We start from the raw sequence: 14930 nt of genomic DNA on the forward strand, positions 1-14930 counted from the left end.
TTTGATGTCCAGGCTAGCCACCCTCCGTCACAACGGCCTTCATGCTGGTCAACGGCATTATGAAGCGATCTCAGTTCTTCCACACCGGCGCTGGCTCAAAAGCGGCTCGTTCCTGGACAACAAATGGATTATCGAAACCGAAGATCCCGAGACGAAACGCTTCACGGAAGTAGAGATCGACTTCGATGTTCCCTTATCGGGCTGGCCTGACCAGTTGCTCCTCACGGACCCCGTGCTAGAGCACGATCTGATTACAGCCAAAAGATTTGTGTTCTATGTGCAAGAGCCGAAACCACTAGGTTGGACCCGAGTGGCTGCCTCCGCTGAACGCGAGTACCAACACTTGGTGCAGTTCACCCGCTGGCGACTGGCCCGCGGTATAATGTTCAATGCCGATCTGACAAAGGAATGGCATGCAGAGTACGTGGACTCGTTGAAGGAAGGGGGAAGTGAAGGTCTTTTGCAGATGGAGCCGCAGGCCAGCCGACTGGTTCAGGCTTTTCGGCAGGATGCACTTCAGGTCCCACTCGACGAAAATGGTCGTGTTGATGGCCCCCGTCTTGCCCGCTTGATGGGAGTTTCACACGGTAACTCGATAACCCCGGAGGCCCGCAGCGTTCTGGACGCCTACTTCAACGACGTTGGATTGTTGCGTACAAGGCATGGGCGCCGCGGCCTACAAATGCCGCCGGCTGAGGGAAACGAGAATCCTAACGAGAACACCGTTTACAAGAAGGTAGCTGTTTGGCATCACCTTTGGTATTTCAGGGAAAAGCTAAATCACGATCCCATAGGCTGCAAAATCTATCATAATAAAAAGGAGGTTTCTGCTGCGATAAAGGGATGGACGAGGCGAAGCGAAGTCACCGATGATCCTCCTGCATATCAAACTAGCTGGCTCATCAATGCAGCGCTCACTCTAGTCTTAGATGAGTGCGCTTCAGACATCATCGAAATTGCCAACGCCGGATTGTCTGAGCGTGGAGCTCCGCAAGCCCTTATTGCCGCGAATAGCGTATCCAGTAAGCTTCAGGCTCTTGGTTTTCCGGATCTCAAGCTAGCATTTAAGGAACCCCGCCGCAGCCGAGAAGATGAAGGCATCGATCTTAGGACGCTGACATACGAGATCCTTCCAGCCGCATGTGCGATCATCATAGCCGCCTTTTCCGCGCGCCGGGCAGAAGAAGTGATGTCATTGAAGCTGAAGTGTATCGACACTGATAAAAGCGGCAATGTATGGCTTAAGACCCTGATCGAAAAGGGGAGGGGACAGGTGGACAGGGTCCCGGTTCCACGCTCTGTCAAGGCTGCGGTCGACCTCCTAAGGAAACTGAGAGCGATCCGCCCTTCGCCACCAGGAGATTTTCTTTTCGATTTCCAATGTGGTTTTTCTGGTCGCAATTACAGCTTCGATCTCGCCACTGGATTAAAGAAGTTCAGTGCTTGGGCTCGCGTGCCAGAGGTAGACGGCGAGGGCTTCTGGGCGTTCGCCCCGCACCAACTTCGCAAATTCTTCGGCGTCACATATTTCTGGAGGTATTCATTCCCGTCTCTCATCGCCTTGAGTCTCCAGTACCGTCACTTCAATCCGGAGACGACGATGGGCTACATCACAACCAAGGCGAAAGACATGCTGCGGATATGGGACGAGAGCAATGCCGAAAGTTCACGAAAGAGCCCAGCGGCGAAGGCGGCGATTGATCGCCTTGCTACCATTGAAAGCAGTAGCTTGGCATTCGTGAGAGATATTTTGCGTAGGGTTGCATCTGGAGAGACGATGGCCGGATCTATGGGGAAGCTGATCACCGTGCAGATCAAGGAGTTGCAGAACCAGTTCAACTCATCGCTACAGCTTTCCCAGGCAGAGGGAGGGTCGGAGGGTTTTGAAGCAGCTCTCAACGCCCTCGCGACTTCAGTCCGTCTGAAGGCTCACCCAGAAGGTCACGGTCTATGCGGTTTGGAGGGAAACCTGCAGGATGTTTGCAATGCGAATTGCCTTTTGCTGAAGCAGCGCCTTACAGGAGTCTTACCCCAGGCGGCGACTGGACCAGCATTCGATTATGCGGATGACATCGGTTGCTTGCTGTGTCCGCAGCAAGCTCGACTCCCGGAGTTCCAGAACTATTGGGACGATGCTCTAGGTGAAGTGGACGCGGCGATGGAATTTGCCAGCGCCAGCCAGCAGGAACTATTGCGGGAACGGCAGCGACTCATAGTCACTCACACAGGAAAATACGATGCCTGAAGATCCGCCATCAGCTCGAGCGAAACGCCTGCCGCATGACGAGAAGGGGCCCTTCGTTGAACAAACCTTGGCAGCCAAGATCGCTCGAATGCAGGAGATTCTTGCCACCTGGAAGCGCCTTCGACGGAAGACAGATGATTTCTGGCCTTCGACAAGGGAAGAACTCCGCAATTGGGACGATCCTGCCCGTGGCATTTTCAAGTTTTCAGACCCTTGGAAAACATCCCCCAAAAAAGACGACCCTCTACAAAAGACGCTCGTAGATTTGATGGTACAGTTCGACTCTTTGAAGGATAAACTAAAGAATTTCAAAGATTCCGGCGATCCCGAGCTTATCAAAAAGGCGAACAAAGATCTGAAGCAGTTGAATACTGAACTGATGTCTCAAATATCAAGACTGCAACTTGTGGCAACAGAATTTCGAAAAGAGATAAAGAGAAAAATACCCGACAGCAAGTACCTTCGCCGAGAGTGGGATCTATTCTGAGAATGAATGCGTTTGTGGAAACTAAGGTAGAGTTTCTTGGATCTATATCCAAAGGCTCTTCTTCCGTCAGCAAGCAAGCTATCTGCTATAATCCTCGCGAAGGCTTGATACTTCCGGTGAATGCCTTTCTGTTCGATAGGCGTTTCAACCAAGGTAAATCCTGGCGCACAGTCGAAGCAGACGCGCGGTCGCTGTGTCAGTGGTGGGACTTCCTCTATCTGAAACGGATGGACTATCGAGAAGCCGATGTTGACGACCTGAGAGACTTCATCATCTCAGGAGGAACACGATACGGCAATGTGGTTCGATTTCCTGGCATCGACCCGCAAGCAAATTTCGATGAAACTACCGCTGCCAAGGCGGACACTATTCTATCGTTCTACAAGTTCCTAAAGCACGAATGTGATGTGCGTTTGGATGGCGAGCCGGGAGAAACACTCGGCGACGTTCGTAGGAAGGCTCTGGGCAGAGTTCGGTATCATGAGCAGGTGGGGCAAGACGCAGATCAGCCGACCTTCGCTTATCCACGTTCGGAGAATCCCAGGCTTCGCCATCTCAGACCGACGCCTACTCCGGAAGAGGCGACGGAGATAATCAAAGCCACCGCCAATGCCCATCGCCCCTTTCATGTCCACACGTATTTCCTCATCGCTTCCCTCTTCAGGTTCGGTGGATTGCGGGCTGGAGGGTGTGAGTCGCTCACCCTGAGTGGCTTTTTCGGCGCCATGGCTATGGAAACCGCTTTCATGAAAGCCGGTCTGGCCTCGGCCCTTAGAAAGGGCCAGCGTCTTAATGGTTCTCAATTCGAAATTGTTGAATGCTTAAACAAGATGCTACGAGAGGGGCGAACATACCTATTCGTGCCGGTCATTGAAAAAGGCTCAATACAACGCCTTGCGCCCATTCCCATCAAGATCGCGATCGAGTTGGTGGATTACATCCTCAACGAACGCCGGCGCTTCATCGAGCAAAAAAGGCAGAAATATTCCTACGACCCACCAGACAACGTGTTCCTGTCAAACAAAATAACTGGCTCCGCATTCCTCACTGCCGATGCGATCAGCAACAAGATCGCGCTGATATTCAGGGATTGCAAAATCGCGGGAAGCGGGCACCGTCTTCGAGCAACGTTTTGCGAAAGCGTCGTGCGAGATTTGTATCTCAGAGATAGGGGTGCCAACGGTAGAGCTTGGCAGCCTAATGTTATCATTGCGATTGCCCGCAAGTACCTGGGTCATATGAGTGACGAGGCGATCAATAGCTACCTCAACAACATCGCGTCCAATGAGTATGCCTGGGCGGGGGAGCCCGTCCTCGTTCGTGATTCAGACGATGCGGCCGTCATGAGAGGCCTTTCAGATGCTCTGGAAGGCACCAACGGGAAGGACGTCGCAAGGGAGCTCCGCCAGTGGGTGGATCGAATGTCGATCCCACCCCGAGCGGAACCGAATCTTTTCAACGCCGTCAAAACTTTAGAGAACGGTTAGCGCGGAAAAGCCCGGATGTCGTGCGCCTGGTAATCGCTGTCTAGCCTCCGTTGCCCTGACAATGCAACCGCATCGCGTATCGGAAGGTTTTAAGAATCCCGGATCGAAAGAACCTAGCGGTGGTTGCGAGATCCTGCGTCAGATTCGATCTCCCGTGCGTGGAACCAAGCTAGAGAGACCCAACGCGAGCAACGCTACAGTGACGTGCCTTGCGACTGTATGTCGGTATTGGCTGGGTGACCGGCATCAAGCAGAGCGTGCCTACCGTGGACCGATTCGCCGTCGGCTAGAGCCAAGGAAGGGCCATCGTCAGCTTCGCCTGCCCATTCGGCCTGGTCGCGACACCACCACGGCGGCCTCGACTCCCTTTATTCTCGCGAGGCCGGACTGCAGTTCGTGGTGCTGTTCTGAATGAGCCGAGTCGTCCCACACGAACGCAACGATCTTGTCGAATGCCTTCGTGGTGCTGAGATAGAGAGAGGCGTCGGTGGCGACTTCATCGATGACTTTCGCAAAATCGGATTGCGCGCCTCCACGCATGTACTTCACTTCGATCAGAGTCCTGATCGAAGGAACCGCTAGATCTACCCTGGGCCGCTTATGCCCGACCGAAGGGAGGTTCTCCTCGTCTTCGAGGTCCGGAAAGATCGGTGCGAGAATCGTCCAAAGAAGCGCCTGTACATGGTACTCGTTCTCGACGTGCCAGACGGCGATCTCTGATCGAGGAGTCCGCGGCTTTGTTTCGAATGCCCAGTGTTTCATTGCCCGAGGAACGCCACGAAGAGCCAGCAGCAGATCATCGAACCCGGGGCCGGCAATCCGTACATGAGAGCTTCTTGCAACGATGCCGTCAAACGCTGAGAGACGAACCGAGAGGCTGTCGAGGCCGAGGTTGGGACTTGACGGAAGCTGTGACGCAATCCGCCAGGCTCTCGTCGCCAAACCATCGTTTGCGCTTCCGATTCCACGAAGCGCCAGTGCGAATGCAAGATCGGCCGGGTCCTGCGGCGCCTGTCCGGTTCCAATGAGATACCTTGCCGCCGAGACGAGTCCCAGCGTCCAGGCGTTGTCGCCAACCTCCTTAGCCGAGCGTGACAGCAGGTCGCTCAGCCAGGTCCGATCGGGAAACACCCTGACCACGAGCGCAATGCCCAGCAATGCGATCCCATCGATTTCGACACGCAGCGGCCTGCCTGCGCTGAAGAATTTCCGCCCGGAGAAGTGTTGGATCTCGTTGATGAGGAGGCGATTCTGGGCCTCGGTGAGGAGATTGCAGGCCATGCCGTAGCCAAGGGCAGCCACTTGCTCGGGAAGCATCTTGTTTTCCGAGGCAGCAAGCGCGCGCGAAACCTCCTGTGACAGGCGGTCAACGTCACCGAGAATCCACGCGCTGAATGCCCGCACATGTACCGCCGCGTCGGTGGCGGAGACGGCGCGTACAAGTTCCTGACGTATCGTGCGGAGATCGATCATTGTTAGAGGAACCAAGGCTTATGACCGATCGCTCCGAAGGTCACGGCATCCGGATCCCAGCCTTTCACCGAAGCCAGACCTGCAAGCCGCTCGGCGATGAGATCGGAATAGCGAATTGTTATGGGGAATGGCTCTGGTGAGAGCATTCGCCAGGAGTGGGCGGAGAATGCAAACGCCTGGCGGGAGAGATAGGTCATGTCCTTGAACGTCGACCTTGGATGGAGCTTAACGAGGGCAGGCCGCGGCATCCCGTCAGTCACCTGCTTCAGTTCGGATGCTCCCGCGAACACAACCAGGGACTCGGAGTCACTGAGACGGATATGAAGCTGTCGCGCAGGGCCGAGGACACCCTTCTTCCCGCCTCTCGCCGTGATGCCCTTCTGAGCGTGATCGAACACCAGAAGTGGATGGTCCGGGGCAATATGCAGATATGCCGCCGTGACATCGCCCAGCCCCAGTTCGCCCGTCAGAGCGTCGATCGCCTCCACCTCCGAGTCCTTGAAGGGTTTGAACGAGTGAAAAACGAGTCTGACCTTGTCAGTGCTCCGCCAGTTGTCTTCGGTCCGGACGGCTTCGATCGTCCGCTTCAAGGTCTTGCGCAGTTCCTCGGGATAGCGGTCATAGGGGACCGCGGCGGTCCGGTCGCTGAGCAGATAGCTGCCATCGCTGGAAAACACCGTGGTTATGCCGACATGCCTCATATGGGGGCCAAGTCTGCTTTCAGAACTGGTGCTCGACCCCAAGCCGATGACAAGCTCGTGGGCGACCGTCTGACTGGAAGCAAGCAGCCATGGCGTGCCCCCGAGCTTTGCATATGTCGCCAGGCTCAGATGGTTCATCGGAAATACGAGATCATTGTCCGGGAAGGACATCGTCTCCAGACGAACGCTCTGAACGGGCACGTCACGTCTGAGGAAGATGGACTTGGTGGTGTAGTAGGGGTTCGAACCATCGGCGAGCGACTTGAATTCCTCTTCGATCTGGACGATCGCAAGATCCCACTCGAAGCCTCCGTCGCGAGCCTTGTCCAGCGCCTGGCGACTGGCGACCGCGTAGGCTTCGTCCGACGTGCCGTCGGCGAGGAAATAGTGAACGGTAGGCTTGTTCAGGCGGAAGCGCTTGATGAAGCCGTCTCCATAGCGCGCGAAGTTCCTTCCCTGCTGAAGAACCTTCGGCATTCCATGCAGGAATTTCGCCACGAACTCGTCAACGCGCCCTTCGAGGCGCGCCTGACACACGACCGCGATATTCAGACTCTTTGGACTGAAGACCTGCTCGTCGTACGGGCCATGATCCTTCAAACCCCGTTCCGCCCAGTCGTCCTTCCGGCTGCCGCTCGGATCGAACAGCAGGAAAGGCTTCTCGATGATTTCCCCGGGTGGGAACAGACGTCCCTTGGTATTCAGTGGGGCATCGATGGCAAAATTGGCCCCGGGAACTGCGGCGGGCTTCTTATCCCTCAGGTACTTCACGATGCTGTCGATGTGCTCCAGCTTGCCCGGGCCGGACGCGAGGTGCTGCGAGGCCCGCTGGGATTGCTCAAGCACGCGCTCGGCATCGCGCCCGAGAACCTTGCGCACACATTCCTCGAAGTTTTCCTTACGCGGTTCCAGGAAGGCCAGTTTTGCAGCGACTTTTTCGTAACCCGGCTCGCAATCCTCCAGAAGGAGCTCTTCGCCGTCGATGCTGCGGACCCGGCCGACAAGCTTCCGCTTGGGCATGATCCGGTCATCGATCGGAGGCAGTTCGACCTGGACGTATCGGCCGACGATGTGCACCCCGGCGTGGATGAGCACGTCGCAACTCGCGGAGATGAAGGACTTTGCTCGGACATCGCATACGACGCCATGGATCCTCCTGCGGTCGATGGTGATATGCCGGGTATGGATCTCGGTGACCGATAGCCGCTGGAGCCAGTCCGGCAGATTGGCATGTTGGATCAGCGGAACGCGCGCACCTAGGAACTTCAAGGGATTGTTCGACAGGATAGGCCGCTTGCCCAGAAGCTGGATAAGCGATTCCTGCAAGAGCATCGGCCAGAAGATCTGGTGCTGTCTCAGATCAATCGTTTCTTGGACATGTCCAAGCGGGACTGCGTCCGGCACGATCGGAATGTCGATGATGCTTTCAACTCCGTCGCGCCGGAAGACATGAGTATCCCTGAAGTCGGCGCGCAGCTCAGCAAGGCGTTCCTTGTCGTAGTTCTGACGCCCGACAAGAACGCTGCAATTACCTTCCAAGGTGATCGGTGCGAAATTAATCGTCAAATCCATTGAAGTCGCCAAAAGAATCATATTCGTGTGATTCGAGTCTATAGTGGCGACAAGTCTCCGCAACCGGAAGTGTTGGATTTTAAAGTAAATCGGCGAGTGAAAGGCCTCCATGCACAGCTATTCGGCTGCAGTCGAGGACATCGTCACGATCCAGACGGGTCTCGGAAAATTCTGGAAGAACGCACACGGCTGTTGTAGAGCGCGGACGCAGATCCAGCATTTTCACGCTCGATGCTCCCGGTCGCCATTGCAGACAGGACGCTTGGCCGACAGGCGAACGATGTGGGGCCAGAAGAGCTGGTCTGCGGAGCAAAGCGGCGAAATGGACGTGTCCCTCGACAACTACGGTCGCGACGACTTGAAATGATCGAACGTCGTCTCGAACTTGCCGATGAGCCGTGCCTCGATCCTTGCATTCAGGGGAGTGAGACCCAGCTCGTGGTTCTTCCGATGGGCGGCGAACAAAGTTTTTACGCTCGGGGATTCCGCAGTTCCGACGAAGTAGCGGTCTCCCTTGTAGACATCGTTCAGCAGCCCAAGGAACGAGCGTCCTAAGCCGATCCCGATCCCGGAGTTCAAGTAATACTTGCACTCAACGGCGAGCACGAGCTTGCTGCTCCGAGGTTCGACGTTCGACGCGCGGCAAATGTCGGCCTCGCTCTTGTAGAGCACGGCGACATCGCACTCATGCGCGATCTGGGAGCGACCTGCGACATAGATGCCAACGTGAGCTTCCAATGTGGGCCGCCCGGGAAAGTCGATCTCGGCGTGGCAGTAGTCGTGAGCTGGCGAGAAGATGTTGGAGGGAGACGTTCTGAACCAGAAGCTTGCCGGACGATTACCGTGCCTGTTTCGGAACTTTATCGTTGCGCCCTCATTCCGTGCGGCTCTCAAGACGAGGGCCCAGATGTAGGCCTCATAGAGGTCGTATCCGGCTGACGCGCTATTCAGATTGGCTTTAGGAAGACCCGCAAGCGCGGCGTCGATCTCGGTCAATAAGTTGGGACGTAGTGGCATTAAATTGTGGCCTCGCGTGGTTTGGCCAGCCCTGTTCGGATCTCGTTGATGAGCGACTCCAACGTCGATGCTTCGATCGAGGTCGTGACCAGCTCGGCAGGGGTTACCGTTCGTATCGGAGTGCTTACAACATCATTGCCGAACCGCAGAACGCCATCGAACTCATCGACGTCCAGCCCCTCCAATGACTTGTTGATCTCGGCCGCCATCCGGGCAGGGGCGACGACGGACATCTCGACGCCGCGAAGCAAAATCTCAATCTTCTCTCGGCCGGAGAAATCCTGCCTTTGAATGAATTCCGCACTCGACGAGCTTCCTGTTCGACGGCCAGCAACAGGATCGACGATTTCCCGCTCGCCAGGCACCTTGAGCTTGATTGGAACAGCCTTTCCAGCTTCAATTTCAGCCAATATCGGGGTCAAATAGTCGTCGCGACCCTGAAGCTCATCCACATCTCTTCGCGATGTCAGGATCGCAACCAGATGAGTGTATAGGGCTTCCACTTCGTCTTCATCCATTGTCACACCGTCCGCCCGTGGCGAGTTGCATTATCGTTACCGTTTCTATCTCGACGGGCGAAAACCTCAAGCGGCTTCAACGATCGTTTCCACAGGAGCTGGCGCTTCAAGATTGTCGTTTACCCGGTGTGGATCAGTAGGTCGCCGGTGGATCGCGTGGGTTTTAGAGCAAAGGGCGGGATAGGTTCTGCAGACTGGGCTCGACATCGAGGAATGTGGCTCCGAGCATATGAGTCTACGGCCCAGTCTAACCACCTGCCTGTTTTGCAAACACCGAGGCCACATGCTGCGGCAACTTCTCTAGCTGCCGATCCACGGCTGCACACGCGTCGCAGCAGTATCGGAACCGCTTGGGCGCGGCCTCCCTACTGAACGCCCAACTCAGGATCCTCATCCCGAGGCTTAGGCGAGGTTTCACCTTCGGGCCTTCGAAATATTCGGCAATCCCTTGGCGAAAGCAGTCTCTTGAAGCCAGAAGATCGGTCAGGTCCTCGATCTGCGAGTACCGCTGCTTCAGCATGGCGCGAGCAGTGGCTTCGTCCAAACCGGAGCCGTTGGCGGTTTTCTCGGCCATAAATCGGAGAAGGCCGACATCCCGTCCCGAACGTCCGCCCTCGGTGAACGTCACCGCGACAGACTGCTTGCCATCGCGGCCAGCGCGTCCGAATTCCTGCAAATAGTCCTCGACGGAGGCGGGCTGCTGCCAATGGATCACCAGCCGAACATCTGGCAAGTCGAGCCCCATGCCGAACGCGTTCGTGCAGATGATATGGTTTACCACCGGGCGACTCTCGCCCTGGAACCGTTTGAGGAGCTCCTGACGCTCCCATTCGCTCCCCAACTTGGAATGATAGAACGGGATCTCGAGCCCGTTGTTCTTGAGGTCGGTCTGCAGTTCCTGGCCGATGCGTGCGGTCGGAACGAATACCATGACCTTTCGTCCGGCAAACACAGGGAGCCGCAATAGCGACGCGATTTCGTGATGTCGCGCTGACGGTGCCGCCTGCCATCGGACCATGGCGATGTTCGGTCGATCCACACCGCGAACGAAGACTTCGGCGTCCTCTATCCCAAGCGACGCCAGGATGCGCCGCTGCATCGCCTGACCTGCCGTAGCAGTGAAAGCAAGGATGGGCGGGGAGCCGAGCTTCTCCCGAACCTCCGCAAGGCGACCGTATTCCGGCCGGAAATCTCGGCCCCACGCATCGACGCAGTGGGCTTCGTCCACGACCAGGAATTCGGGTTCGCTTCCCGCAAGCGCCTTCCGCTCGTCCCGGCTTTTCACGAAGAAGCGTTCGGGCGCGAGATACAGGAACTTCACAGCATTCACACCGACCATGTCGTAGCGGATTTCCTTCTCCTCGGCACTGAGAGCGCTGTTGACGAAGGTCGCTGGGATCTTCTTGCGGAGAAGTCCTGAGACCTGGTCCGCCATGAGCGTCTTCAGCGGACTTACCACCAGGGTGCAGCCGTTGCGTAGGAGGGCAGGGATCTGGAAACAGAGTGACTTTCCGGATCCAGTCGGGCTGACCACAAGGACAGACTTCCCGGCGAGCGCGGCTAGTACGATCGGGAGCTGCCCACTCCTGAAATGAGAGACGCCAAACAGGCGCAGGACAGGTCCGAAGTTCATTCCGGCCTCGAGACCACGCGCATCCCGATCAAGCCAGCGGGCCAGCCGCATCGCCCAGCGCTCTATCGCGCGCTTTGCCAGTCCTCCTGCCAGATTGGGATGGTGGGCGGCGTGGCAGCCGTCGCACAGCGTCACCAGGTTCGAGAGTTCGTCGGATCCGCCCATGGATCTCGGAAGGAGGTGATGCACGTCGGCGTCGCGCGACTTCAGTTTCGTCGAGCAAGATACGCATTTGAAACCGTCCCGTGCCAACACCAGTCGGCGGGTATCTTCCCAATTTGCCAATGAACGCGACTCAACCGGTTGTCTAAAGCCGCCATTCTGAAAGAAAGTGCCTGCGAAAGTGTAACCATGAGACTCGCATGAGATCAGTTCTAGGAATTGATGGTCGTTCGGCGGCGTGTTGAACATGCGCTCAGCCTGCCTTACGTTCGGCTTGAAGGCGAGAGCAGGGGTTTTTCTTGAAAGGCATTTTCGATACCAAGCGGGACTCCGGTTATAATGACGAAATCGCGTTCCGGTACCATTTCCCGAAACAATACCGCGGCATCGCCGAGACATTGGTAGGCGATCGGATCGTCTATCGAGAGCCGCAGAGGAATGGCGGTCGCAGGGCATATGTGGCGACGGCTAAGGTCATCGCCATCGAGGACGATCCGATCAAGCCCGGCCACGCCTACGCCGTCATGGCGGAATATCAGGAGTTCGATGAACCCGTGCCCTTCGTCCGCGATGGCCGCTACTGGGAGACGTCGCTGCTGTCAGTAGCAGACCCCACGCGCGTTGGAGCATTCATCCAGGGGAAATCCATTCGCGTCATTACCGAGACCGATTTCGCGGCCATAGTCCGAGCGGGGCTTTCCGAGACCCTCGCGGCCGATAACGCCATCCGGTTGGAACTCGATCCCAAGCACGTCGATGGCCCCACGCAGGAGCTTCTCGATCTCCCGCTCATCGAGCAGGAGCGCCGTATCGAGCAGATCCTGATGAACCGAAAGATCCGGGAAGCCAGCTTCCGGCGCAAGGTCTGCGACGCCTACGACAGCCGTTGCGCGATCACCGGGCTGCGGATAGTCAACGGCGGCGGCAAGTCCGAGGCCCAGGCGGCGCATATATGGTCGGTCTCCGAGGGCGGACCGGATGTCGTGCAGAATGGCATCGCGCTGTCGGCAACCGTGCACTGGCTCTTCGACAGGCATCTGATCTCGTTGACCGACGATTACCGGATCCTTGTTTCACACAACAAGGTGCCATCGGAGTTGCGGACGCTGTTTGCGAAGCAGATGGATCGGATACGTCTGCCTGCGGATGGGCGGCTGTGGCCGCATCCGGCGTACGTAGCGCGGCATAGAGAGAAGTTCAGCGGGATTGTGTAGGGCGCGATTGGACACCCCAACGAGAAGTCGGTTCTGGAAGCGAGCATCCGCTGCTTTCATTTACGATCTAACGCAATCGCATTGCTCGCCTGCTATGCTTCGCGGGCGCCGAAGCGCGGATCCACGGGCTGCAAGCCGCTGTCGCGATTGGCGGCCCTGAACGAAGACTTCGCCAATTTCCGGATAACTGCATTTGATCAGGTCTCCTTCTTCAGCAGCTTTGCGGTCTGTCGTGAGTACATGTCGGATCCAGGCCGCGCCCGTGGCAAATCGCTTACGCGAGAAAGTCGTCAATCCTTGCCTCGGGTCTATGCGCGCTCGGTCAATCTCCCACCAGAGAGGGCGGGGCCGACACCTAAAATGGGTACTATGCTACGGTAAGATTCGGTACGTCAGTTTGCAGCGCCGTTAAGCATCGTTGATCAAAGATCTTTGCGAATCTGCAAATCTGTGTCCGGACAGTACTCCCGGTGCGCTTCTTTCGTGCACAAACACGTATAAATTTAATCCGGTCACTTAAATTGCTATCGCAGAATGCAGTTGGTCTTGATAGTGTGCCGCGAGAATTCTGGGGGAATCATGCAGACTGCTATCGATCTCTATTCCGGCTGCGGTGGCATGTCGGCTGGTGCGGCCATTGCAATCCCCGGTCTGGAAGTGAAATGGGCGCTCGACATCGACAAGCACGCAACCGCGACCTTCAAGAAGGCTCATCCGGAAGCGGTAGTCGATTGCTGCGATGTCTCACTGGTATCGGCGACCGACGTGATAGAGCGCGCGGGAATTGAGAAGATCGACTGGTTTTTCGCGGGTCCTACATGTCAGGCGGTCAGCACGATGGGGGTCTTCCATCTCGATGATCCAAGGAACGCGCTCTTCGTACATTTCATCCGCTTGCTGGACGGTTTCACTGCGGCTGGACGGCGTCCGCAGCGCGTTGTCATGGAGAACGTTCCGGGCGTCGTTTACGGCAAAAACCTCGTCATCGTGAAAGAGCTGTTCACCCTCTTCGAGGACCGCGGTTACCACGTTTTCGCTGATGTCGTGAATATGGCGGATTACGGTCTTCCGCAGCTCCGTAACAGGTTCATCCTTATAGCGTCGGTAGATCCGATTTCTTCCAGCTTTCCCAAGCCGACGCATGCTGTCGATGGCAGTCACAGCAGCCTGCCTGCCTACGTCACGGTTTCTGAAGCTATCGGTGACCTGGTAGCGCCGGCCAGCGGGGACGGGAAGGTTTCCACCAAGCTACCGGCTGCGCCGACTGCGTTTCAACGCTTCGTCGCGGATTTCGATGGTCAGGTCGCGAACCACTGGTGGAATGTTCTCACCGACCTGAACCGAAAACGGATTTCGAAGGTGCCGCAGGGCGGTTCCTGGAAAGACATCCCGCCCGAACTGCTGCCTGATCGTTTTCGCCGCGTGCGCCTGACCGATTACGCGACCCTCTATGGACGGCTGCACGAGGCTTCGCCCGCCTACACCATTTCCGCGGGCTTCGGCAACGTTACCTCTGGCTGCTTCACGCATCCGCTCCACGATAGACCGCTCTCTGTCAGAGAAGGCGCGCGACTTCAGGGCTTCCCGGACAGCTTCGAATTCACCGGGCCACGCGGGAAGCAATACAAGCAGGTTGGCAACGCTGTCCCGCCCTACTTCATGACCAAGCTCATTTCGCACCTGCTTCATGGCGGTGAAGGGGTGAAGGCGAGGATTACTAAAGACGCGCTGGCTCACGGCAAGAAGCTACCTAAGATGGTCAAGCGCTTCATGGGCAAGAAGAACGAGTCTGAGCGTGCCCGAGACGGCTACGGCGCCGGAACGTACTGGCCAGTTGGCTGGGGTGAACCGATTGCGGCCGACGCTGTCGCCGCCAATGGATATCGATTGAGCGAGATGCCTCTGCGGTTTCGTCGCCGCGACGAATGGCGCGCCTCGCGCGACAAGTTCGCCGATCAGGATCTTGTCGCCGTGTACGAGGAGCAGCAGCGCCGCGGCATCGTACCTGCAGGCGTGGTTGCGCTGCCCCTGACTCGGGAAGGCGATGTCGACGCTATCGACCGGGCGATCGTCCAGCTTCTCGCGATCGTGGGATCGAAGCCGGGCCAGATGGAACTCGACATTCCCGTTCGCTATCTCCGGGCACGCCTGAAGCTGCTGCATGATCAGCTCGCAGAACGTCTGGTGTCGAACCTGCCGCCGCTGGCAATTCCTGAGGACGGAGCGGCCGTTCGCCTTGGCGGCGACGAGGGAACGTTCCTTCTTGCCCGGCTGACGTTCGAGGACACCGACATGTCCGCCGACGCGCTGAATGCGCCGCATCTCGTCCTTCATTCCGAGCCACTGCGTCAGCAGGGCAGGGGCAAAGCCGCGGAGGACGACCTGCGTTACCGATAGGAAGGTATGGGGCAGGCTACGGCT

General features: G+C 57.2%; 10 protein-coding genes. 5 read left to right on the forward strand and 5 right to left on the reverse strand.

The genetic code is table 11. The features are described from left to right. Window positions 1-4: 4 nt before the first annotated feature. From N7578_RS10670 to N7578_RS10680, 3 genes are read left to right on the forward strand one after another with little or no spacing between them, the layout of a single operon-like run. Window positions 5-2245, forward strand: coding sequence for a hypothetical protein (locus N7578_RS10670; RefSeq protein WP_311110318.1), 2241 nt, complete (start codon window positions 5-7; stop codon window positions 2243-2245). Next, a complete protein-coding gene (locus N7578_RS10675) occupies window positions 2238-2732 on the forward strand; it encodes a hypothetical protein (protein ID WP_311110319.1) in 495 nt (164 codons plus the stop codon). Before N7578_RS10670 ends, N7578_RS10675 begins: the two co-directional genes overlap by 8 nt. 2 nt (window positions 2733-2734) lie before the next feature. Then, window positions 2735-4219, forward strand: a complete 1485-nt coding sequence (locus N7578_RS10680) for a hypothetical protein (protein ID WP_311110320.1) — start codon at window positions 2735-2737, stop codon at window positions 4217-4219. Window positions 4220-4528: 309 nt separating this feature from the next. Here the strand turns inward: N7578_RS10680 and N7578_RS10685 are convergent, their stop codons facing one another. The 5 genes from N7578_RS10685 to N7578_RS10705 form a co-directional block, all read right to left on the reverse strand. Next, window positions 4529-5692, reverse strand: coding sequence for a hypothetical protein (locus tag N7578_RS10685; RefSeq protein ID WP_311110321.1), 1164 nt, complete (start codon window positions 5690-5692; stop codon window positions 4529-4531). Between the two features lie 2 nt (window positions 5693-5694). Then, a complete protein-coding gene (locus tag N7578_RS10690; RefSeq protein ID WP_311110322.1) occupies window positions 5695-7965 on the reverse strand; it encodes a hypothetical protein in 2271 nt (756 codons plus the stop codon). 342 nt (window positions 7966-8307) lie between these two features. Beyond that, the gene (locus tag N7578_RS10695) at window positions 8308-8982 is read right to left on the reverse strand and encodes a hypothetical protein (protein ID WP_311110323.1); all 675 of its coding nucleotides are present in this window, start codon (window positions 8980-8982) and stop codon (window positions 8308-8310) included. After that, window positions 8982-9500 carry a hypothetical protein gene (locus N7578_RS10700; RefSeq protein WP_311110324.1) on the reverse strand — a complete coding sequence of 173 codons (519 nt, stop codon included), beginning with the start codon at window positions 9498-9500 and terminating at the stop codon, window positions 8982-8984. Before N7578_RS10700 ends, N7578_RS10695 begins: the two co-directional genes overlap by 1 nt. A gap of 247 nt (window positions 9501-9747) precedes the next feature. Then, window positions 9748-11544 carry a RecQ family ATP-dependent DNA helicase gene (locus tag N7578_RS10705; protein WP_311110325.1) on the reverse strand — a complete coding sequence of 599 codons (1797 nt, stop codon included), beginning with the start codon at window positions 11542-11544 and terminating at the stop codon, window positions 9748-9750. Between the two features lie 50 nt (window positions 11545-11594). Here N7578_RS10705 and N7578_RS10710 point away from each other — a divergent pair, with 50 nt between their 5' ends. Next, window positions 11595-12509, forward strand: coding sequence for an HNH endonuclease (locus N7578_RS10710; protein WP_311110326.1), 915 nt, complete (start codon window positions 11595-11597; stop codon window positions 12507-12509). Window positions 12510-13088: 579 nt separating this feature from the next. After that, window positions 13089-14906, forward strand: a complete 1818-nt coding sequence (locus tag N7578_RS10715; RefSeq protein ID WP_311110327.1) for a DNA cytosine methyltransferase — start codon at window positions 13089-13091, stop codon at window positions 14904-14906. Window positions 14907-14930: the final 24 nt, after the last annotated feature.

It is taken from the genome of Agrobacterium tumefaciens (genome assembly GCF_031801495.1).
Lineage (GTDB): Bacteria > Pseudomonadota > Alphaproteobacteria > Rhizobiales > Rhizobiaceae > Agrobacterium > Agrobacterium tumefaciens_K.